20 protein-coding genes and 2 tRNA genes are annotated in these 20,498 nt (G+C 72.0%); 13 read left to right on the plus strand and 9 right to left on the minus strand.

From position 1 onward, the window contains the following. Position 1: 1 nt before the first annotated feature. Complete coding sequence (locus tag ACZ5DC_RS26970; protein ID WP_366752017.1) at positions 2-682, plus strand: AIM24 family protein; 681 nt, start codon at positions 2-4, stop codon at positions 680-682. Positions 683-699: 17 nt separating this feature from the next. Beyond that, positions 700-1,455 (plus strand): AIM24 family protein, encoded by a 756-nt coding sequence (locus tag ACZ5DC_RS26975; RefSeq protein ID WP_366752016.1) that lies wholly within the window; start codon positions 700-702, stop codon positions 1,453-1,455. Between the two features lie 48 nt (positions 1,456-1,503). On the opposite strand, the gene ACZ5DC_RS26980 is transcribed toward ACZ5DC_RS26975, so the two are convergent. Next, positions 1,504-2,025: an NUDIX hydrolase gene (locus ACZ5DC_RS26980; RefSeq protein ID WP_468656865.1), complete on the minus strand. Its 522-nt coding sequence runs from the start codon at positions 2,023-2,025 to the stop codon at positions 1,504-1,506. Beyond that, the gene (locus ACZ5DC_RS26985) at positions 2,022-3,521 is read right to left on the minus strand and encodes a zinc-dependent metalloprotease (protein ID WP_468656867.1); all 1,500 of its coding nucleotides are present in this window, start codon (positions 3,519-3,521) and stop codon (positions 2,022-2,024) included. Before ACZ5DC_RS26985 ends, ACZ5DC_RS26980 begins: the two co-directional genes overlap by 4 nt. A gap of 192 nt (positions 3,522-3,713) precedes the next feature. Here ACZ5DC_RS26985 and ACZ5DC_RS26990 point away from each other — a divergent pair, with 192 nt between their 5' ends. The 4 genes from ACZ5DC_RS26990 (at position 3,714) to ACZ5DC_RS27005 (ending at position 7,224) form a co-directional block, all read left to right on the plus strand. Continuing rightward, positions 3,714-4,826: an SDR family oxidoreductase gene (locus ACZ5DC_RS26990; RefSeq protein WP_468656870.1), complete on the plus strand. Its 1,113-nt coding sequence runs from the start codon at positions 3,714-3,716 to the stop codon at positions 4,824-4,826. 115 nt (positions 4,827-4,941) lie between these two features. Beyond that, entirely contained in the window at positions 4,942-5,403 is a 462-nt protein-coding gene (locus tag ACZ5DC_RS26995) for a molybdenum cofactor biosynthesis protein MoaE (protein ID WP_468656872.1), read from the plus strand. Between the two features lie 499 nt (positions 5,404-5,902). Then, positions 5,903-6,076 carry a hypothetical protein gene (locus ACZ5DC_RS27000; RefSeq protein ID WP_468656874.1) on the plus strand — a complete coding sequence of 58 codons (174 nt, stop codon included), beginning with the start codon at positions 5,903-5,905 and terminating at the stop codon, positions 6,074-6,076. Positions 6,077-6,126: 50 nt separating this feature from the next. After that, positions 6,127-7,224 carry a YlbL family protein gene (locus tag ACZ5DC_RS27005; protein WP_468656875.1) on the plus strand — a complete coding sequence of 366 codons (1,098 nt, stop codon included), beginning with the start codon at positions 6,127-6,129 and terminating at the stop codon, positions 7,222-7,224. Between the two features lie 75 nt (positions 7,225-7,299). Here the strand turns inward: ACZ5DC_RS27005 and ACZ5DC_RS27010 are convergent, their stop codons facing one another. Beyond that, complete coding sequence (locus ACZ5DC_RS27010) at positions 7,300-7,842, minus strand: PPA1309 family protein (protein WP_468656877.1); 543 nt, start codon at positions 7,840-7,842, stop codon at positions 7,300-7,302. Between the two features lie 165 nt (positions 7,843-8,007). On the opposite strand from ACZ5DC_RS27010, the gene ACZ5DC_RS27015 reads away from it, so the two are divergent. The 4 genes from ACZ5DC_RS27015 (at position 8,008) to ACZ5DC_RS27030 (ending at position 13,166) form a co-directional block, all read left to right on the plus strand. Continuing rightward, complete coding sequence (locus tag ACZ5DC_RS27015; protein WP_468657197.1) at positions 8,008-10,890, plus strand: UPF0182 family membrane protein; 2,883 nt, start codon at positions 8,008-8,010, stop codon at positions 10,888-10,890. A gap of 41 nt (positions 10,891-10,931) precedes the next feature. After that, positions 10,932-11,005 (plus strand) — tRNA-Met (locus ACZ5DC_RS27020). A 207-nt stretch (positions 11,006-11,212) separates the two neighbouring features. After that, positions 11,213-13,024 carry a tetratricopeptide repeat protein gene (locus ACZ5DC_RS27025; RefSeq protein WP_468656879.1) on the plus strand — a complete coding sequence of 604 codons (1,812 nt, stop codon included), beginning with the start codon at positions 11,213-11,215 and terminating at the stop codon, positions 13,022-13,024. A 68-nt stretch (positions 13,025-13,092) separates the two neighbouring features. After that, positions 13,093-13,166 (plus strand) — tRNA-Met (locus ACZ5DC_RS27030). Positions 13,167-13,308: 142 nt separating this feature from the next. On the opposite strand, the gene ACZ5DC_RS27035 is transcribed toward ACZ5DC_RS27030, so the two are convergent. Continuing rightward, on the minus strand, positions 13,309-13,725 hold the full coding sequence (locus ACZ5DC_RS27035) for a Fur family transcriptional regulator (protein ID WP_366752008.1): 417 nt from the start codon (positions 13,723-13,725) through the stop codon (positions 13,309-13,311). A gap of 145 nt (positions 13,726-13,870) precedes the next feature. Between ACZ5DC_RS27035 and ACZ5DC_RS27040 the strand changes: the two genes are divergently transcribed. After that, a complete protein-coding gene (locus ACZ5DC_RS27040) occupies positions 13,871-15,325 on the plus strand; it encodes a catalase (RefSeq protein ID WP_468656882.1) in 1,455 nt (484 codons plus the stop codon). Between the two features lie 66 nt (positions 15,326-15,391). On the opposite strand, the gene ACZ5DC_RS27045 is transcribed toward ACZ5DC_RS27040, so the two are convergent. Both ACZ5DC_RS27045 and hisN read right to left on the minus strand, forming a co-directional pair. Then, positions 15,392-15,787 (minus strand): CBS domain-containing protein, encoded by a 396-nt coding sequence (locus ACZ5DC_RS27045; RefSeq protein ID WP_366752006.1) that lies wholly within the window; start codon positions 15,785-15,787, stop codon positions 15,392-15,394. A 158-nt stretch (positions 15,788-15,945) separates the two neighbouring features. After that, positions 15,946-16,746 (minus strand): histidinol-phosphatase, encoded by an 801-nt coding sequence (hisN, locus tag ACZ5DC_RS27050; RefSeq protein WP_468656884.1) that lies wholly within the window; start codon positions 16,744-16,746, stop codon positions 15,946-15,948. Between the two features lie 189 nt (positions 16,747-16,935). Here hisN and ACZ5DC_RS27055 point away from each other — a divergent pair, with 189 nt between their 5' ends. Both ACZ5DC_RS27055 and ACZ5DC_RS27060 read left to right on the plus strand, forming a co-directional pair. Continuing rightward, positions 16,936-17,541 (plus strand): TetR/AcrR family transcriptional regulator, encoded by a 606-nt coding sequence (locus ACZ5DC_RS27055; RefSeq protein WP_468656886.1) that lies wholly within the window; start codon positions 16,936-16,938, stop codon positions 17,539-17,541. A 27-nt stretch (positions 17,542-17,568) separates the two neighbouring features. Beyond that, the gene (locus tag ACZ5DC_RS27060) at positions 17,569-17,706 is read left to right on the plus strand and encodes a hypothetical protein (RefSeq protein ID WP_468656888.1); all 138 of its coding nucleotides are present in this window, start codon (positions 17,569-17,571) and stop codon (positions 17,704-17,706) included. Between the two features lie 42 nt (positions 17,707-17,748). On the opposite strand, the gene ACZ5DC_RS27065 is transcribed toward ACZ5DC_RS27060, so the two are convergent. The 3 genes from ACZ5DC_RS27065 to aroA all read right to left on the minus strand — a co-directional run bounded on the left by ACZ5DC_RS27065 (position 17,749) and on the right by aroA (position 20,495). After that, entirely contained in the window at positions 17,749-18,072 is a 324-nt protein-coding gene (locus ACZ5DC_RS27065) for a DMT family transporter (protein ID WP_366752003.1), read from the minus strand. A gap of 84 nt (positions 18,073-18,156) precedes the next feature. Continuing rightward, positions 18,157-19,167 (minus strand): ribosome small subunit-dependent GTPase A, encoded by a 1,011-nt coding sequence (gene rsgA / locus ACZ5DC_RS27070; RefSeq protein ID WP_468656890.1) that lies wholly within the window; start codon positions 19,165-19,167, stop codon positions 18,157-18,159. Positions 19,168-19,178: 11 nt separating this feature from the next. Beyond that, entirely contained in the window at positions 19,179-20,495 is a 1,317-nt protein-coding gene (gene aroA, locus ACZ5DC_RS27075; RefSeq protein WP_171152973.1) for a 3-phosphoshikimate 1-carboxyvinyltransferase, read from the minus strand. Positions 20,496-20,498 lie beyond the last annotated feature (3 nt).

The following is a 20,498-nucleotide window of genomic DNA, read 5'->3' on the forward strand; positions in this document are numbered from 1 at the left end:
CATGAACCAGCCGCTCGCGGGCTTCGCCCCCGCACCCGTCACCGCCCGTATGGAGAACCACGGCAACCACATGCTGAAGGTCGCCCTCCAGACCGGGAACGACCTCCTCGCGCGCGTGGGGTCGATGGTCGCCTACGAAGGCTTCATCCAGTACGAGCCGAACCCGCCCGCCGTCCGTCAGATCGCCCGCGACTGGGTCACCGGCGAGGGCGCGCCGCTGATGAAGTGCTCCGGCGACGGCCTGCTCTACCTCGCCGACTACGGCGCCGACGTCGTCGTGATCAACCTCGACGGCGACGGCATCTCCGTCAACGCCACCAACCTCCTCGCCTTCGACGCGCACCTGACCTGGGGCGTGGAGCGGGTGAAGGGGCTCGCGAAGTTCGCCGGCCAGGGCCTGTGGAACACGAGGATCTCCGGACAGGGCTGGGTCGCGCTGACCTCCCGGGGCAAGCCGATCGTCGTGGACTGCGGTGGCGGCGAGGACGAGACGTACGTCGACCCGGACGCGCTCGTCGCCTGGTCGCCGAACCTGAAGGTCAAGGGCAAGCGCAGCTTCAAGGCCCAGTCGCTGATCGGCCGGGGCAGCGGCGAGGCCTACCAGATGGCCTTCTCCGGCCAGGGCATCGTCGTCGTCCAGCCCAGCGAGGACAGCACCGACCGCCTCCGGTTCCGGGGCTGAGGGGGAACCAGAACACCATGCAGAGCCCGCTTTTCGCACACAACGACGTCCAGACGCAGGAGCGCTGGAGCCTGCAGAACCCGCAGATGCTCCGGGTCACCCTGGAGGGCCAGGACGACCTGCTCGCCCGCAAGGGCACCATGGTCGCCTACCAGGGCCTGGTCGAGTTCGACGCCGAGTACCGCAGCAACGGCCAGGCACGCGCGCGTGCGTACACCGGCGAGGGCCTGGACCTGATGCGCTGTCACGGACAGGGCACCGTCTACCTCGCGAACCTCGCCCAGCACGTGCACATCATGGACGTCGAGCCGGACGGGCTGACCGTCGACAGCTCCTACGTCCTCGCCATGGACTCCTCGCTGCACCACGAGGTCGTCGCCGTCGACAGTCTCTACGGCATCTCCGGCTCCGGGAAGTACCAGCTCAACATCACCGGCCGCGGCCGGGTCGCCCTCATGACCTCCGGGGCGCCGCTGCTGATGCAGGTCACACCCGACCGGTACGTCAACTGCGACGCCGACGCGATCGTGGCCTGGTCCACCGGGCTGCGCGTGCAGATGCAGGCCCAGACGCACTCCTCCGGTGTGTGGCGCCGGCGCGGCAGCACCGGTGAGGGCTGGGAGCTGAGCTTCATGGGCACCGGGTTCGCGCTGGTCCAGCCCAGCGAGCTGCTGCCGCCGCAGAACGCGGTGATCGGGCAGGGCCTCGCCGCCCAGTTCGGCATGGGGCAGCAGGGCGCGCGCGGGCAGAACCAGGGCAACGTCTGGAGCTGAGCGGCGCGAGGCGGGGGGTGACCGCCCCGGCGGCCACCCCCCGCACGCTCAGAGCCGGGCGCGCGTGGCGTCCAGCAGGCGGACGACCGACGCGTCGGCCACGCCCGCCACCTCGTCGTAGGCGTACCAGCGCACGTCGAGCGACTCGTCGCTGATCCCGTGCACCGCGCCGGGCGGGGCCAGGACCGCGTACTGGACGTCGAAGTGCCAGTGGCACGGCGCCGGGATCGGATGCCGGTCCAGCCGCACCGGCCCGCCGGGGAGCACCGTCAGCCCGGTGATCCCGGACTCCTCGGTCGCCTCCCGCAGGGCCGCCGCCTCGAGCGTCGGGTCGCCCGGCTCGCAGTGGCCGCCCATCTGGAGCCACATCCGCAGCTTGCGGTGCAGTGTGAGCAGCACCCGGCCGCGCTCCGGGTCGACCACCAGGGCGCTCGCCGTGAGATGACCCGCGTGGCAGGCCTTCCACAGGCCGTCCGGGTGGGCCGCCAGATGGTCCAGGTAGGCCTGGCGCAGTTCCTCCTGGCCCTCGTACCCCTTCAGGACGAGGACCGCGTCGTCGTACAGGCTCACTCGGCGTCGTCGCCCTTGCCCCCGGCGCCGTCGGAGCCGCCCTTCCCGTCGCCGTCGCCGTCGGCCACGTCCTTCTCGTCGCCGTCCTTCTTGTTCAGGTCGGGCTTGCCCGCGGAGCCGCCCGCCGCCTCGCCGAGCATCTTGTCCAGCTCGGAGAAGTCCAGCTGCTCGCGGTGGACGAAGCCGTCCGGGTCGTCCAGGTCGGTCGCGGTCGGCAGCATGTCCGGGTGCGCCCACAGGCCGTCCCGGCCGTCGACCCCGCGCGCGTCCGTGAGCGAGGCCCACAGCCGGGAGGCGTCGCGCAGCCGGCGCGGACGCAGCTCCAGGCCGATCAGCGTGGCGAACGTCTGCTCCGCCGGGCCACCGGTCGCGCGGCGGCGGCGCAGCGTCTCGCGCAGGGCGTCGGCGGACGACAGGCGCGGCTTCGCGGCGGCGTGGACCACCGCGTCCACCCAGCCCTCCACGAGCGCCAGAGCGGTCTCCAGACGGGCCAGGGCGGCCTTCTGCTCGGGCGTGTCCTCCGGCTGGAACATGCCCTGCTGGAGTGCGTCCTGCAACTGCTCCGGGTTCTGCGGGTCGAACTGGCCGACCACGTCCTCCAGCTTGGCCGTGTCGACCTTGATGCCGCGCGCGTAGCCGTCGACCGCGCCGAACAGGTGCGAGCGCAGCCACGGCACGTGCGCGAACAGCCGCTGGTGCGCGGCCTCGCGCAGCGCCAGGTACAGCCGCACCTCCTCCTGCGGGACGCCCAGGTCCTTGCCGAACGCCGCCACGTTGGCCGGGAGCAGCCCGGCCTTGCCGGCCGGGCCCAGCGGCAGGCCGATGTCGGTCGAGCCGACGACCTCGCCCGCGAGCACGCCCACGGCCTGCCCGATCTGGGTGCCGAACATGGCGCCGCCCATCGAGCGCATCATGCCGATCAGCGGGCCCGCCATGGCCTGCATCTCCTCGGGCAGGACGTCGCCCATGGCCGCGCCGACCCGCTCGGCGACCGGGTCGACCAGCTCCTGCCAGGCGGGCAGGGTCGCCTCGACCCACTCCGCGCGCGACCAGGCCACCGCCGAGCCGGAGCCCGACGGCAGGGACGTCGCGTCGTCCAGCCACAGGTCGGCCAGGCGGACGGCCTCCTCCACCGCCCTGCGCTCGGACGGGCCGACGCTCGCGTCCTTCGTGCCGTCCGCCGTGCCCTGGGCGACTGTCTGGCGGGCGATCTGCTTGGCCATGTCCCAGTTCACCGGGCCGCCCTCGTACGAGAGCATCTGGCCGAGCTGCTGGAACGCGGCGCCCAGGTCGGTGGGGTTCAGGGAACCGAACATGGCTGCGAGCGGGTTGTCGGCGCCGGGGCCGCCCAAGCCGCCGGCTCCGGGCAGGCCGCCGAAACCGAACGGATTGGCCGGTCCCTGCCCACCACCGCTCTGCTGGTCCTTCTTCTTGCCCTCGTCGCCGTCTTCCGGCTCCTCCGGCGGAAGGCCGAAACCGAATGGGGTGTCACTCACGGGAATCCTCGGCTGGTAAGGCCACCGGTTTCGCTCCGGTGGCGCGGCTGCCCGACAACACCACCCAGCGTAGACACCCCGACCCGATCGGGCCTCGGTGCTTCGCCCACGGAACGCCTGCGGCAGGATGGATGCACCTGGTACGTGCGCGTCACTCGCGCCCGTACTGAAGACAACCGCTGGAGACGCCCGGTGAGTTCCCCAGATCCGCAGGTTCGCGCAGCGCGAAACCTCTCAACCTCTCCCGCCGTGCGCGGGCCCGTCGTCGCGGTGACCGGCGCCGCCACCGGGGTCGGCGCCCTGCTCACCGAGCGACTCGCCGCGTCCGAGGAGATCAGACAGGTCCTCGCCATCGACGAACGGCGCGGCGAGTGCGCCGACGCGCAGTGGCACGTCCTCGACGTCCGCGACCCCGCCATCGCGGACAAGCTGCGCGGCGCCGACGTCGTCGTCCACCTCGCGCTCGACCTCGACCTGGAGACCGATCCGGCCGCGCGCACCGCTTACAACGTCCGGGGGACGCAGACCGTCCTGACCGCCGCCGCCGCGGCCGGCGTGCACCGGGTGGTGCTGTGCACCTCCGCGATGGTCTACGGCGCGCTGCCCGACAACGAGCTGCCGCTGTCGGAGGACGCCGAGCTGCGCGCCACCGCCGAGGCGACCGGCGTCGGGGACCTGCTGGAGATCGAGCGCCTGGCGCGGCGCGCCCCGCGCGCGCACCCGGGCCTGAACGTCACCGTGGTGCGGCCGGCCGTTCTGGTCGGCGGCACGGACACCGCCCTGACCAGGTACTTCGAGTCGCCGCGGCTGCTGGTCGTGGCCGGGTCGCGGCCCGCGTGGCAGTTCTGCCACGTCGAGGACCTGTGCAGCGCCCTGGAGTACGCCGTGCTGGAGAAGGTCGACGGGGAACTGGCCGTCGGCTGCGACGGGTGGCTGGAGCAGGAGGAGGTCGAGGAGCTGAGCGGCATCCGGCGGATGGAGCTGCCCTCGACGGTCGCGCTCGGCGCGGCGGCCCGGCTGCACCGGATCGGGCTCACCCCGTCCCCGGCGGGGGACCTCGCCTACACGATGTACCCCTGGGTGGTCAGCGGCAGCCGGCTGCACGAGTCCGGGTGGCGGCCGAAGTGGACCAACGAGCAGGTGCTCGCCGAGCTGCTGGAGGAGGTGGCCGGCCGGCACACGGTGGCCGGGCGGCGGCTGGGCCGCAAGGACGCGACGGCCGCCGGTGCGGCGGGGGCGACGGTCGCCCTGCTGGGCGCGGCAGCCGTCGTACGGCGCGCCCGGAAGGCCCGGCGACGCGTCTGACGTGCGGGGAGCAGCCGATGCGGAAGCTCCGCTGTAGGAGCCTCCAAACGGCCCGCGCGCGTGCCTGCGGAAACTCGTGTTCCGTGTTGTCACACCGGTGGGGCACGATGGGGGCATGGCGCTTTCGAACGATCACCCCGGTGAGCAGGCGGCTCAGGACCCCATCAAGCTGATCGGCATCCGGGAGACCCCGCTCTCCGTCGACGAGGTGTTCCAGGCCGTCGGGGACGACGCGGCCGGGGGGATCGCGCTGTTCGTGGGGACCGTGCGGAACCACGACGGGGGTGCCGACGTGGACGCGCTCGGGTACTCCTGCCACCCGAGCGCCGAGGCCGAGATGCGGCGGGTCGCCGAGAAGGTCGTCGCGGACCACCCCGTGCGGGCGCTGGCCGCCGTGCACCGGGTGGGGGACCTGCGGATCGGGGACCTCGCCGTCGTCGTCGCCGTGGCCTGCCCGCACCGCGCGGAGGCCTTCGACGCCTGCCGCAAGCTGATCGACGACCTCAAGCACGAGGTGCCCATCTGGAAGCAGCAGAAGTTCTCGGACGGCACGGAGGAGTGGGTCGGCGCCTGCTGAGCCCTGGCCCGTCGCCGGCGCCTCCCGGCGCGGGCACCCGCTGGATGTCCGGAGCACTCCGCCGCCGGACGGCCGCCCGCCGATCCCGGGCTCGGCGGCAGCCGGTTGCCCGTCCGGCGCGCTGTGACGCCTCCCGGTCCGGGACCGGCGGGCTGGTCCCGGACCGGGAGGCCCGCTGGTCCGGCGGCCTGCGCTCGGTGTCCTGCGCGCGACGCCGGTGACCCCCCCCGGCGCCCGCAGCCCCCGCCGGGTGCCCCCCGAGCTGGCGCCCGCGGCCCCGCCCGGTGCCGGCCCGGCCCGCCCGAACCCCTGTTTCAGCCCCTGTCTCACACCCGTCCGCTGATCCGTCTGGGCTGTCGTGGGTCCCCCGAAGGCGTCACACGCGGCACACGCTTTGCTCCGGTTGCGTAACCGGGACCCTAGCGTGAGCGTTGTCCGTGCAGACCGTTAATCTGCTGATCAGTCATTTGCGGACGCTCATGGCGTATGGGAGGTCGGCATGGGGGTGCTTGTCTGGCTGCTGATCCCGCTTCTGGCCGCGATCGGCGGCGGGCTGTGGGGCACCTGGGCCAATCGGACTCGCAAGACGCGGGGCGACGGCCCTGAGCTGGACGGATACGCCCGGTTCCGCGAGGCCATGGAGAAGTCCCACACGGGTGCGCGCGGCGCCTGACGGGGGTGCCCTGACGGTGCGCTGACAGAGGCGTCCCGTACTGTCGTGGCATGCCACGCCGCACCGCGACGATGCTCGCCTCGACCTTGATGCTGATCGCGCTTCTGTGCGCGGGAGTCCTCATCCCCGTGCCGTACGCGGAGATGTCTCCCGGCCCGACCGTGAACACGCTCGGCGAGCACGACGGCGAGCCGGTGCTGCAGATCTCGGGGCACAAGACCTATCCGGCGGACGGCCACCTGAACATGACCACCGTCCGGGTCACCGGCGCCGACTACCGGATGAACATGGTCGAGGCCGTCTACGGCTGGCTCGCCCACGACAGCAAGATCATCCCGCACGACACGCTGTACCCGGACGGCAAGACGGAGGAGCAGTCCTCCCAGGAGAACGCCGAGGAGTTCAGCCAGTCCCAGGAGAGCGCCAAGGTCGCCGCCCTGAAGGAGCTGGGTGTCCCGGTGAAGTCCTGGGTGATCGTCTCCACGGTCGTCAAGGGCTCCCCGGCCGAGGGCAGGCTGCACGCCGGTGACGTGATCAAGGCCGTCGACGGGACGGCGGTCAAGCAGCCCTCCGACGTCGCCAAGCTGGTCACCGAGCACAAGCCGGGGCAGAAGGTCGTCTTCACCGTGGTGCCCGCCAAGGAGCAGGCCGCCGCCGAGAAGGCGCACCGGACGGCGACCAGGACGCAGGACGTCACCATCACGACGACCACCTCCCACGACACCGGGGCCGAGCGGGCCGTCGTCGGCATCTCCGCCGGAACCGACCACACCTTCCCGTTCACCATCGACATCAAGCTCGCCGACGTCGGCGGGCCCAGCGCCGGCCTGATGTTCGCCCTCGGCATCTACGACAAGCTCACCCCGGGCAACCTCACCGGCGGGAAGTTCGTCGCCGGCACCGGCACCATCGACGACAACGGCACGGTCGGCCCGATCGGCGGCGTCGAGATGAAGACCGTCGGCGCGCGCGACCGCGGCGCCCAGTACTTCCTGACCCCCGCCGACAACTGCGCGGCCGCCGCCAAGGACACCCCGGGCGGCCTCACCCTTGTCAAGGTCAAGACCATCGGCGACGCACTCGACGCGCTGAAGGACATCCGCAGCGGCGACACCGCCGCACTGCCGAAGTGCACCACCAAGGGCTGAACGGGCCGTGACACGGCGTAGGGGGCGCTCCCTGGCCACCAGAAGCGCCCTCACCGCCGTACGGCAGGGGACGGGTCAGTCCGCGAACGTCGCCGCCAGGGCGTCCGCCAGGCCCGGCACCAGGTCGGGGCCGGTCAGGACCTCCGTCGGGGAGTCCTTCTCCCGCAGCCGCAGCGCCGACTCCCGGCTGCCGTCGCGCAGCACGGCCACCGTCATCCGGACCTCCTGGCGCTCGGGGTGCTCGGCCACCCACCTCGCCAGCCCCGCCTCGTCCAGACCGGAGGGCACCTGCGCCTCGGCGGACGGCGGCAGCATCAGGCGTTCCACGGCGAGCGCGCAGCCGGCCACCGCGTCGGGCCAGGCGATGGTGCCGAGGAACTCGTCGAGGGGCTTGCCGGACGGGAGCTCGTCCTGCTCGATCGGGGTGAGACCCGCGGTCTCGGACTCGTCCTGAAGGCCCAGCTGGGCCGCGAGCGACGGTTCCTGAACCCGCAGCCGTGCGGTGTCTACGAGGGCGAAGAGGCGAGCGGGCTGGTCCCAGCCGAGGCCGGAGACGTACTCGTCGATCTCGAGTACGGCCCGGGTGAGCGGGCTCGCTGCCATGGGAGTGTTGGACATGGTCACAATCCTGCCTCGTTCCCGGCCGGAATCGGGAACCGAGTAAACCGTGAGTAAGTTGCATAGGTGTGGGCCCGCGATCAAAGGGGGGCCACGGCGGGCCCGCGAACCCGAGGGTCTGACGGATCGACAGCGAACTTCGAGGTGCGCACCTTGGCTTTCCAGATGCCGGACCGCGGCGGAGGCCCGACGGGGCCACGGATCAGAGCGGGCCGCCCGTCCCGGAGGGTCCGAGCCCTGCTCGTGACACTGGGCGTCCTTGCCGTCCTCGGCATGGCGTTCACGATGTTCGCGGGCTTCTGGACGGACTGGCTGTGGTACCGGTCGGTGCACTACTCGTCCGTGTTCACCACCACCCTGTCGACCAAGATCGGGCTCTTCTTCGTCTTCGGCCTGCTGATGGCGGCCGCGGTCGGCCTCAACATCTGGCTCGCGCACCGGCTGCGGCCCCCGCTCAGCGCCATGTCCATGGAGCAGCAGAGCCTCGACCGCTACCGCATGGCCATCGCGCCGTACAAGAAGTGGCTGCTGCTCGCCGTCACCGCCCTGGTCGGGCTGATCGCGGGCGCCTCCGCGTCGAGCCAGTGGCGGACGTGGCTGATGTGGGTGAACGGCGTGCCCTTCCACGAGAAGGACCCGCAGTTCCACCTGGACGTCTCCTTCTACGCCTTCAACCTGCCCTGGTACCGCTTCCTGCTGGGCTTCGGCTTCGCCGCCGCCATCCTGTGCCTGATCGCCGCGGCGCTCACGCACTACCTGTACGGCGGGCTGCGGGTCACCAGCCCGGGGGCGCGCGCCACCGCCGCCGCGACCGGACACCTGTCGGTGCTGCTCGGCATCTTCGTCGCCCTCAAGGCGGTCGCCTACTGGCTCGACCGGTACGGCCTCGCCGTCAAGTCCAGCGACTTCAAGGCGACCGGCAACTGGACCGGCCTGCGCTACGTCGACGCCAACGCCTACCTGCCGGCCAAGACGATCCTGTTCTGCATCGCCGTCATCTGCGCGCTGCTGTTCTTCGCCACCCTGTGGCGGCGCACGTGGCAACTGCCCGTCATCGGCTTCGGCCTGATGGTGCTGTCGGCGATCCTGATCGGCGGCCTCTACCCGGCCATCGTGCAGAAGTTCCAGGTCCAGCCGAACGAGCAGGCCAAGGAGGCGCCGTACGTCCAGAAGAACCTGAAGGCGACCCGCGAGGCGTACGGCATCGACCAGGCCAAGGTCACCGAGTACCCGGGCAAGTCCACGACCTCGGACAAGACGAAGCTGCGCGACCAGGTCGACGCCACGGCCAGCATCCGCATCATGGACCCGAACGTCGTCTCGCCGACGTTCCAGCAGCTCCAGCAGATCAAGGCGTACTACGGGTTCCCGACCAACCTCGACGTCGACCGGTACCCCAAGGACGGCAAGGAGCAGGACACCGTCATCGGTCTGCGCGAACTGAACCTGGACGGCATCCCGAAGAACAACTGGATCAACGACCACTTCCGCTACACGCACGGCTTCGGCGTGGTGGCCGCCAAGGGCACCGAGGCCGACTCCGAGGGCCGGCCCGTCTTCACCGAGAAGAACCTGCCGTCCCAGGGCGACCTCGGGACGTACGAACAGCGGATCTACTACGGCGAGAAGACCACCACGTACTCGATCGTCGGAGGCCCCCAGAAGGAGGTCGACTACTCCGACAACGAGCGTGAGATGACCACCAGCTACCAGGGCGCGAGCGGGGTCAACCTCGACAACCCGGTCAACCGGGCCGCGTACGCGGTGGCGTTCAACGAGCCGCAGATCCTCTACTCGGGCGCGATCGGCAAGGGCTCCCGGATCCTGTACAACCGCACGCCCAAGGAGCGCGTGGAGGCGGTCGCCCCCTGGCTGACCATCGACGGCGACGCGTACCCGGCGGTCGTGAACCACCGCATCCAGTGGATCGTCGACGCGTACACGACGTCGAACGGCTACCCGTACGCCTCCCGTACGACCCTCGGGGACACCACGGCCGACTCGCTGACCGCGACGAACAACTCGCGCGCGGTGGTGGCCCAGCAGAACCAGGTCAACTACATCCGCAACTCGGTGAAGGCGACCGTCGACGCGTACACCGGCGAGGTCAAGCTGTACCAGTGGGACACCCAGGACCCGGTGCTGAAGACCTGGATGAAGGCGTTCCCCGACACGGTGGAGCCGCGCAGCGCGATCTCCCCGGAGCTGATGGACCACCTGCGCTACCCGCAGGACCTGTTCAAGGTGCAGCGCGAGCTGCTCACCCGCTACCACGTGACGGACGCGCAGACCTTCCTCACCGGCAGCGAGGTGTGGCAGGTCCCGGACGACCCGACGAACAACTCGGGCAGCGCGGTGCCGCCGTACTACCTGAGCATGAAGATGCCGGGCCAGAGCGAGCAGGCGTTCTCGCTGACGACGACGTTCACGCCCAACGGGCGGGACAACCTCAGCGCCTTCATGGCCGTCGACTCCGATCCGCGCACCAGCGACTACGGCAGGATCAGAGTCCTGAAGCTGCCGACGAACACGACCGTCGACGGCCCCAAACAGGTCCAGAGCCAGTTCAACTCCGAATCGGACATCGCGGAGACCATCAGCCTCCTCAGCCGCGGGCACTCGAAGGTCGAGTACGGCAATCTGCTGACCGTGCCGTTGGACGGCGGCCTGCTGTACGCGGAGCCGGTCTACGTCCGCGGCGGCTCGCTCAAGTACCCGTTGCTGAGGAAGGTCCTGGTCACCTACGGGGGCAGGACCGCCTTCAAGGACACCCTGGACGAGGCCCTCAACGAGGTGTTCGGGGTGAAGAGTTCGACCAGACCCCCGCAGACCGGCACCACGACTCCGCCCGGCACCGGCAACCCGACGGTCAAGCAGGCGCTGGAAGACGCGCAGAAGGCGTTCGACGCCGGGCAGCAGGCGCTGAAGAACGGGCCGGACTGGGACGCGTACGCCAAGGCGCAGAAGGACCTCCGGGACGCGCTGAAGCGTGCCGAGGACGCCCAGTCCGCGACGGGCGGCAAGAACGGCGACAAGAGCAAAAGTTGATCAAGACCTCCTCGCGCCGTGGTACGGTTGACGCACAACGGCGCGGGGTGGAGCAGCTCGGTAGCTCGCTGGGCTCATAACCCAGAGGTCGCAGGTTCAAATCCTGTCCCCGCTACTGAAGTCGAAGGCCCGGATCCAGAAACGGATCCGGGCCTTCGTGGTGTGCGAACTCATGTACTGAGGGGAGGGACCGGCCGCGCCGCCGTGGGGAGTTGGGCGGTGTGTGTTTGACTTGTCTCTCTGTGGGCATGTCGACAAAACGCTCAAGTGACCTCACGGGCTGCGGTATACCGGGTGTACCCAGGTTGCAGGTGGTGCGACGATGGACGTTATGGGGGACAAGGCAACTCTGTACGAGTCAGGGCGATTTGTGCGGCCTTTCGACGCGGAGCCGGCCCGCGACGAGTTGGCGGACATGGGGGAAGCCGGCGAGGAGACGCGCCTCGCGCTCGCCGCGCAGAGCGGTGACGCCGAGGCGGCGAGCGTCCTCGGAGCCATGCTGCTGCGCCGCGGCGACCTCGACGGAGCCGAACCCCACCTGCGCGCGGCCACCGCGGCCGGCGACCGGGCCGCTGCCAACAACCTGGGCGTCCTGCTGCACCAGCGGGGCTACCCCGAGGAGGCGGCCGGCTGGTGGCGGATCGCCGCCGTCGCCGGTTCCGCCGCCGCCGCGCACGCGCTCGGCCGCCACCACCGCGAGCGCGGGGACGAACCGGCCGCCGAGTACTGGCTGCGCCAGTCCGCCGAGCAGGGCCACGTCCTCGGCGCCTACGCGCTCGCCGACCTGCTGGAGCACCGCGGCGACGTCGGCGCCGAGCACTGGATGCGCGCCGCCGCCGAGCGCGGGCACCGGGAGGCCGCCTACCGGCTGGCGCGCGCGCTCGACCGCGCCGCCGGACTCGGGGAGGAGACCGGGGGTGACACCGCCGTCGCGGAGGCCGAGCAGTGGTACCGGCAGGCCGCCGCGCGCGGGCACCGGCGGGCCGCGCTCCAGCTCGGGGCGATCCTGGAGAAGCGCGGCGAGCTGAAGGAGGCCGGCCGCTGGTACCTGACCTCCGCCAAGGACGGCGAGCCGCGTGCCGCCTGCGCCCTCGGCTTCCTGCTGCGTGACGCCGGCGACACCGAGAGTGCGGCCGTGTGGTGGCTGCGCGCCGCCCAGGACGGCGACGGCAACGCGGCCAACGCGCTGGGCGCCCTGCACGCCGAGCGCGGCGAGACCCAGACCGCCGAGCGGTGGTACCGGGCCGCGCTCGACGCCGGTGACGACAACGGCGCCTACAACCTCGGACTGCTCTGCGCCGAGCAGGGCCGCACCGCGCAGGCCGAGCAGTGGTACCGGCGCGCCGCGTACGCCGGGCACCGCGAGGCCGCGAACGCGCTGGCCATCCTGCTGCTCCAGAACGGCGACCCGACCGGAGCCGAGCCCTGGTTCTCCAAGGCCGCCGAGGCCGGGAGCGTGGACGCCGCGTTCAACCTCGGCATCCTCTACGCCGGGCGCGGCGAGGACGCGATGGCCCTGCGCTGGTACGAGCGGGCGGCGGCCGCCGGGCACACCGAGGCCGCGCTCCAGGTCGGGATCGCCCGGCTGCGCAAGGGCGACGAGCAGGAGGCCGAACGGCATCTGCGCTGCGCGGCGGGCGGCGGCAGCGCGGAGGGCGCATACCGGCTGGCCACCCTGCTCGACGCGCGCCGGCCGCCGGAGCCCGCGCACGAGCTGGGCGAGACCGTGCAGGAGAAGACCGAGTGCGAGGAGTGGTACGAGCGGGCCGCCTCGCAGGGGCACCGGCGGGCACAGGTGCGGGTCGGCATGCACGCGGCGGCGCGAGGTGACGTGGTGGAGGCGGCGCGCTGGTACCGGGCGGCGGCCGAGGCCGGGTCGCGCAACGGCGCCTTCAACCTGGGGCTGCTGCTCGCCCGTGAGGGGAGCGAGCCGGAGGCGGCGGTGTGGTGGGCCCGGGCCGCCGACGCCGGGCACGGGCGGGCGGCCCTGCGGCTGGCCCTCGTCTACGCGCGTCGCGGCGAGCTGGCGGAGGGGCAGCGGTGGGCCGACCGGGCGGTGGCGCTGGGGCCGGCGGAGGTGGCCGAGCGGGCGGGACGGCTGCGGGACGCGCTGCGGGAGGAGCTCTCGGCGTGACGCCGGACACCCCGGCCTCGATTGATTTGCTTCTCGGCGCTCCCCTCACGTAGTGTCGTGTTCACCGACGCGGGGTGGAGCAGCTCGGTAGCTCGCTGGGCTCATAACCCAGAGGTCGCAGGTTCAAATCCTGTCCCCGCTACTGAAGGCCGAGGGCCGGAATCCAGAGATGGGTTCCGGCCCTCGGTGTTTTCGTGCGTCCGGGTCGTGCGCGGTGACGGCCCTGCGCGAAGAGCCCCGGCGGATGCCGGGGCTCCCAGGGAAGCGGTGTAGGTGCGCTCGGCTTACGCGCCCGCGCAGTTCGGGCACAGTCCCCGGTACGTCACCTCGACGTCCGACACCGTGAAGCCGAAGCGCTCGGTGTCGGGGAGGTCGGCCAGGGGGTTGCCGTTCGGGTGCACGTCGCGGATGGCGCCGCAGCGGGCGCAGACCAGGTGGTGGTGCGGCCGGTGCGCGTTCGGGTCGTACCGCTTGGCGCGCTTGTCCGTCGTGACTTCCAGCACCTCGCCGAGCGAGACCAGCTCACCGAGCGTGTTGTAGACGGTCGCCCGGGAGATCTCGGGCAGCTTGGCGACAGCCCGTGCGTGGACCTCGTCGGCCGTCAGATGGACGTGCTCGCCGTTCAGGACCTCGGCCACCACGCGTCGCTGCGCGGTCATCCGCCATCCGCGTCCACGCAGCCGTTCCAGAAGGTCGCTCATGGCCACCAGCCTAACAGGAAGAGTCCCCAGGTCGGGAATAGGTGTGATTTTGGATCGCCGTTTGACTTAGACAATGTCCATTGTAGGATCGGAACCGGCTTTGGCCACAGGACAGGACTAGTCAGGGATGACGCAGGAGGCGTACGTGACGCAGGGACCGCTCACCACGGAGGCCGGTGCCCCGGTCGCCGACAACCAGAACAGCGAGACGGCGGGCGTCGGCGGGCCGGTCCTCGTCCAGGACCAGCTGCTGCTGGAGAAGCTGGCGCACTTCAACCGCGAGCGCATCCCGGAGCGCGTGGTGCACGCCCGGGGCGCCGGCGCGTACGGCACCTTCACCGTGAGCGCCGATGTCACGCCGTACACCCGCGCCGCCTTCCTCTCCGAGGCCGGCAAGCAGACCGAGGTCTTCCTGCGCTTCTCGACCGTGGCCGGCAACCTCGGCGCGGCGGACGCCGTCCGCGACCCGCGCGGCTTCGCGCTGAAGTTCTACACCGAGGAGGGCAACTACGACCTCGTCGGCAACAACACCCCGGTCTTCTTCATCCGGGACGCGATCAAGTTCCCGGACTTCATCCACACCCAGAAGCGCGACCCGTACACCGGCAGCACCGAGGCCGACAACGTGTGGGACTTCTGGTCGCTGTCGCCGGAGTCGACGCACCAGGTGACCTGGCTGTTCGGCGACCGCGGCATCCCGGCGTCGTACCGGCACATGGACGGCTTCGGCTCGCACACCTACCAGTGGAACAACGCGGCCGGCGAGGTCTTCTGGGTCAAGTACCACTTCAAGACCGACCAGGGCATCAAGAACCTCACCGCCGAGGAGGCGGACGTCCTCGCGGGCAAGGACCCCGACTCGCACCAGCGCGACCTGCGCGAGGCGATCGAGCGCGGGGAGTTCCCGAGCTGGACCGTGGGCGTGCAGATCATGCCGGCGGCGGACGCGGCGACGTACCGCTTCAACCCGTTCGACCTGACCAAGGTGTGGCCGCACGCGGACTACCCGGTCATCGAGATCGGCAAGCTGGAGCTGAACCGCAACCCGCAGAACATCTTCGCCGAGGTCGAGCAGTCGATCTTCTCGCCGGCGCACTTCGTGCCCGGTATCGGCCCCTCGCCCGACAAGATGCTCCAGGGCCGGCTCTTCGCCTACGGCGACGCCCACCGCTACCGCGTCGGCATCAACGCCGACCACCTGCCGGTGAACCGCCCGCACGCCACCGAGGCGCGCACCAACTCCCGTGACGGCTTCCTCTACGACGGCCGGCACGGCGGTGCGAAGAACTACGAGCCGAACAGCTTCGGCGGGCCGCAGCAGACCGGCCGTCCGCTCTGGCAGCCGTTCGACGGCTTCGCGGCCGGCACCGGCAGCCACCCGACGCCCGCGCACGCCGAGGACGACGACTTCGTGCAGGCGGGCAACCTCTACCGGCTGATGTCGGAGGCGGAGAAGGAGCGGCTGATCGCCAACCTCGCGGGCGCGATCTCGCAGGTCTCGCGCGAGGACATCGTCGAGCGCGCGATCGGCAACTTCGCGAACGCCGACGCCGACTTCGGCAAGCGGCTGGAGGCGGCGGTGCGGGAGCTGCGCGGCTGAGCCGGCCGCCCTCGCGGCTGGGCGGGCCGGACCCCACGGTGCTCGGGGTCCGGCCCGCTTCGCGTGTCACAGCGCGGGCGTGGGCTCGCGGGCCGGGAGCCAGCGGCGGACGATGTCGCGCACCGAGACGATGCCGGCCACATCACCCCGGTCGAGGACGATGAGGTGCCGGAAGCCGCCGTTCGCCATGGCGCGGGCCGCCTCCTCCAGGGTCCAGGTGGGGGCGGCGAAGACGACGTCGGTGGTGGTGTGGGCGTGGGTGCGCTCCGCGTCCGGGTTCTGCCCGAGGCCGACGGAGTTGAGGATGTCGCGTTCGGTCAGGATGCCGATGCCGCCGGCGTCCGGGTCGAGGACCACGGCGGCGCCGACGCGGCGGGCGGACATCAGGGCGGCTGCCTGGCGGAGGGTGTGGGCGGGGCCGAGGGTGAGAATCACCGTGCTCATGGCGTCACGGACGAGCATGGACGGAGCACCTCCTAGGAACCCCTGGAAAAGTTCAGGGATTCACAAGTTCACAAGTGGGGGTGGGCCCAGAGTGCCAGGTAAAGGGCGGGTCAACAAGGGGGCGCGCGACGCGAGTTGAGGGCGTGACGGGAGTACTCCGGTGCTGCCCCCGTTCCTCACGGGCGCGGGGCGAGGTACTCCAGCAGCTCGTCGTGGAGGAGGCCGTTGGACGCCGCGGCGTCGCCGCTGTGCGGACCCGGGCGGCCGTCGAGGCCGGTGAAGGTGCCGCCCGCCTCCGTCACGATGATCGCGTTGGCGGCCATGTCCCACAGTGACAGCTCCGGCTCGGCGCAGATGTCCACGGAGCCCTCGGCGACCATCATGTACGGCCAGAAGTCGCCGTACGCGCGCGTGCGCCACACCTGGCGGGACAGCTCCAGGAAGCCGTCCAGGCGGTCGCGCTCCTCCCAGCCGGTGAGCGAGGAGTACGCGAAGGAGGCGTCCGCGAGCCTGCCGACGCGCGAGACGTGGATCCGGGTCGCGGAGGTGAGGTTGCGGCCGGTGAAGGCGCCGTGGCCCTTCGCCGCCCACCAGCGGCGGCCGAGCGCGGGTGCGGAGACCACGCCGACGACGGGCTCGTAACCCCCCTCGCCCGCCTCCATCAGGGAGATCAGGGTGGCCCAGACCGGGACGCCCCGTACGTAGTTCTTCGTCCCGTCGATCGGGTCGATCACCCAGCGGCGCGGGCCCGTGCCCTCGACGCCGTACTCCTCGCCGAGGACGGAGTCCCGCGGGCGGGCGCGCTGGAGCTGGCCGCGGATGAGTTCCTCCGCGGCCTTGTCCGCCTCGCTCACCGGGGTCATGTCCGGCTTCGTCTCCACCTTGAGGTCGAGGGCCTTGAACCGGGCCGTGGTGGCGGCGTCGGCCGCGTCCGCCAGGACGTGGGCGAGGCGGAGGTCGTCGAGGTAGTCGGGCATGTGCAGAACGGTATCGGGCGGGGCCGGCGCGGGGCCACCGGGGGCGCGGGAACCTTGCGGCCGGGCGGGGGCGCGCCCGCCCGGCCGGCGGACGGGCGGGTGCGCCGTCCGCCCCGTCGCGAACCCTTGACAGTGCATACAAGCGCGTCAAATCTGGGCGCAGAGTCGGTGTGGTCCAGGGAGGCGAGGATGCCTGCTGCCCGGGAGTCGCTGTTGGACGCCGCCTGCACGGCGCTCGCGCGCCGGCCGTGGTCCGCCGTGCGGATGGTCGACGTGGCCGCGTCGGCCGGGGTGTCCCGGCAGACCCTGTACAACGAGTTCGGCAGCAAGGACGGCCTGGCCCGGGCGCTGGTGCGGCGGGAGGCCGACGGCTACCTCGCCGGCGTCGAGCGGGCCCTCGCCGGCTCCGCGGGGGCGCGGGACCGGCTCACCGCCACCGCCGAGTGGACGGCCACCGCCGCCCGGGACAACGTGCTGGTCCGGGCCATGCTCACCGGCTGCTGGACCGAGTGGCTGCCGAGTCCGCCGCTCACCGCCGTGCCTTCCGCCACCGCGGTACCGGCGCAGCGCCGCGCGGACGGGCCGCTGCCCGCGCCCCGCGACTTCGTGCGGATCGTCCGCGACCGCGCGGCGGCCGCGCTGGCCGGTCCCGGCGCCGACCCGGCCGGTACCGCGGAGCTGCTGCGCTGCTGCGAACTGGTGGTACGCCTCGCCCTGTCCTGTGTGGCGGCGCCGCCGGGGGAGGGCGGGGTGGCGGAGCTGGTGCGGGCGGTGCTGCCGCGGCATCTGGTGTGAACCCGCGCTTCCCGGGCTTGACAGGGCTTGCGGATCGTCCGGGCGCGCGCGGCGGCCGCGCTGGCCGGTCCCGGCGCCGACCCGGCCGGTACCGCGGAACTGCTGCGCTCCCGCGAGGGCGGGGCGGAGCTGGTGCGGGCGGTGCTGCCGCGGCATCTGGTGTGAACCCGCGCTTCCCGGGGCCCCTGGTGGACGGGTCGCGCCGGCCTAGTGGGCGGAGCCCGACAGCTGGAGTCCGATCACGCCGATGATGACCAGGCTGATCGACACGATCTTCAGGGTGGAGACCAGGTCGCCGAGGAAGACCATGCCGTAGATCGCGGTGCCCGCCGCGCCGATGCCGGTCCACACCGCGTAGGCGGGGCCGACGTCCAGCTTCCTCAGCGACAGGGTGAGCAGACCGAAGCTGCCCAGGGCGAACGACGCGAAGGCGATCGTGGGCCACATGCGCGTGAACCCGTGCGAGAGCTTCAGGCACACGGCGAAGCCGGTCTCCAGTATCCCGGCCACTATGACCAGCAGCCACGCCATGTGCGGTCCTCCCGTTGATCCGGATCTCCGGCTCGGTGCGATTATGCACTTACCGGCCGGGCACCCCGGCAAACAACGCGAGGCTCAGTCGCCTTCCTTGCGCTCCCTCGTGGCCAGCAGCCGGCGCAGCGAGTACAGCCGTGCCGGGTCCGCGTGCCCCTCCTCCACCCACGCGTCCAGCGCGCAGTCCGGCTCGTCGTGGCTGCACGCGCGCGGGCAGCCCGCCGTACCGGGTTCGAGGTCGGGGAAGGCGTGGATCACGCGCGACGGATCGATGTGCGCGAGTCCGAAGGAGCGGATCCCGGGGGTGTCGACGACCCAGCCGTCCGATCCGGTCAGCGGCAGGGCGAGGGCGGAGGTGGTGGTGTGCCGGCCGCGGCCCGTCACCGCGTTCACATGGCCCGTCAGGCGCCGGCGCTCCTGCGGCACCAGCGCGTTGACCAGGGTCGTCTTGCCGACGCCCGAGTGACCCACGAACGCGGTGATCTTGCCCGCGAGGTGTTCGCGTACCCGGTCCGCCGCGTCCCCGTTCTCCAGTTCCCCGCGGCTGGTGACGACGTACGGGATGTCGAGGGCGCCGTACAGCTCCAGCAGCTTGTCCGGCGGGGCCAGGTCCGACTTGGTCATCACCAGCAGCGGCTCCAGACCGCCGTCGAAGGCAGCGACCAGGCAGCGGTCGATCAGCCGCGGGCGGGGCTCGGGATCGGCCAGGGCCGTCACGATCGCCAGCTGGTCGGCGTTGGCGACGACCACCCGCTCGTACGGATCGTCGTCGTCGGCGGTGCGGCGCAGCACCGACGTGCGCTCCTCGATGCGGACGATCCGCGCGAGCGTGTCCTTGGCGCCGGACAGGTCACCGACCAGGGCCACCCGGTCGCCCACCACGGCCGCCTTGCGGCCCAGCTCGCGCGCCTTCATGGCCATCACGACCCGGTCCTCGACCAGGCAGGTCAGCCGTCCCCGGTCGACGGTGAGGACCATGCCCTCGGCCGCGTCCTCGTGCTTGGGCCGGATGTTCGTCCGCGGCCGGTTGCCCTTGCGGTTGGGACGGCTGCGGATGTCGTCCTCGTCGGTGTGCTTGCCGTAGCGGCGCATGATGTACGTCCCTACTGCCCGAGCATCCCGGTCCACAGCTCGGGGAAGTCCGGCAGGGTCTTCGCCGTCGTCGCCACGTTCTCGATCCGCACGCCCGGCACGGCCAGGCCGATGACCGCACCGGCGGTCGCCATGCGGTGGTCCTCGTAGGTGTGGAAGGTCCCGGCGTGCAGCGCGCGCGGGCGGATGTGCAGGCCGTCGGCCGTCTCCGTGACGTCACCGCCCAGCTCGTTGATCTCCTTGGTCAGCGCGGCCAGCCGGTCCGTCTCGTGCAGCCGCAGGTGGGCCACGCCCCGCAGGGTGGACGGCGAGTCGGCGAGCGCGGCCACCGCCGCGATGCCCGGGGTCAGCTCGCCCACGTCACCGAGGTCCACGTCGATGCCGTGGATCGCCCCCGAACCGGTGAACTCCAGGCCGTACTCGGTGAGTTCGCAGGAACCGCCCATCTCGGTGAAGATCTCCCGCAGCCGGTCACCCGGCTGGGTGGTCCGGGCGGGCCAGTCCGGGATCACCACCTTGCCGCCGGTGACCAGGGCCGCCGCCAGGAACGGCTGCGCGTTGGACAGGTCCGGCTCGATGGTCAGGTCCCGCCCGAGCAGCGCGCCCGGCGTCACCCGCCACACGTTCGGCTCACCGCCCGACTCCGGGGTGTCCACCTGGGCGCCGACCGCGCGCAGCATGTCCACCGTCATCCGGATGTGCGGCACCGAGGGCAGGCTGGCGCCGGTGTGGCGGACCTCCACGCCCTGGTTGAAACGGGGGCCGGACAGCAGCAGCGCCGAGACGAACTGCGAGGACGAGGAGGCGTCGATCGACACCGGGCCGCCGTCAAGGGCCCCGCCGCCGTGCACGGTCAGCGGCAGCGTGCCCCGGCCGTCGTCGTCGATCCGGGCACCGAGCACCCGCAGCGCGTCGATCACGCCGTTCAGGGGACGCTCGTACGACCGCGGGTCCCCGTCGAACCGGACCGGGCCGTCGGCCAGCGCGGCCACCGGCGGCAGGAACCGCATCACCGTGCCCGCGTTGCCGACGTCGACCGTGGCCGGGCCGGACAGGCCCGTGGGCAGCACCCGCCAGGCCTCGCCGGTGCCGTCGGGGCCCACCCCCTCCTCGATCTCCACACCCATGGCCCGCAGCGCGCCGGCCATCAGCAGGGTGTCGCGGGACCGCAGCGGGCGGCGCAGCCAGCCGGGCTCGGAGGCCAGGGCCGCGAGGACCAGAGCGCGGTTGGTGACCGACTTGGACCCCGGCACGTGGACCGTCGCGTCGACGGCTCCGCTCGCGTGCGGGGCGGGCCAGAGGGCGGTGGAGGAGGTGTTCGGGGCCATGGG

It is taken from the genome of Streptomyces sp. NPDC031445 (genome assembly GCF_055581365.1).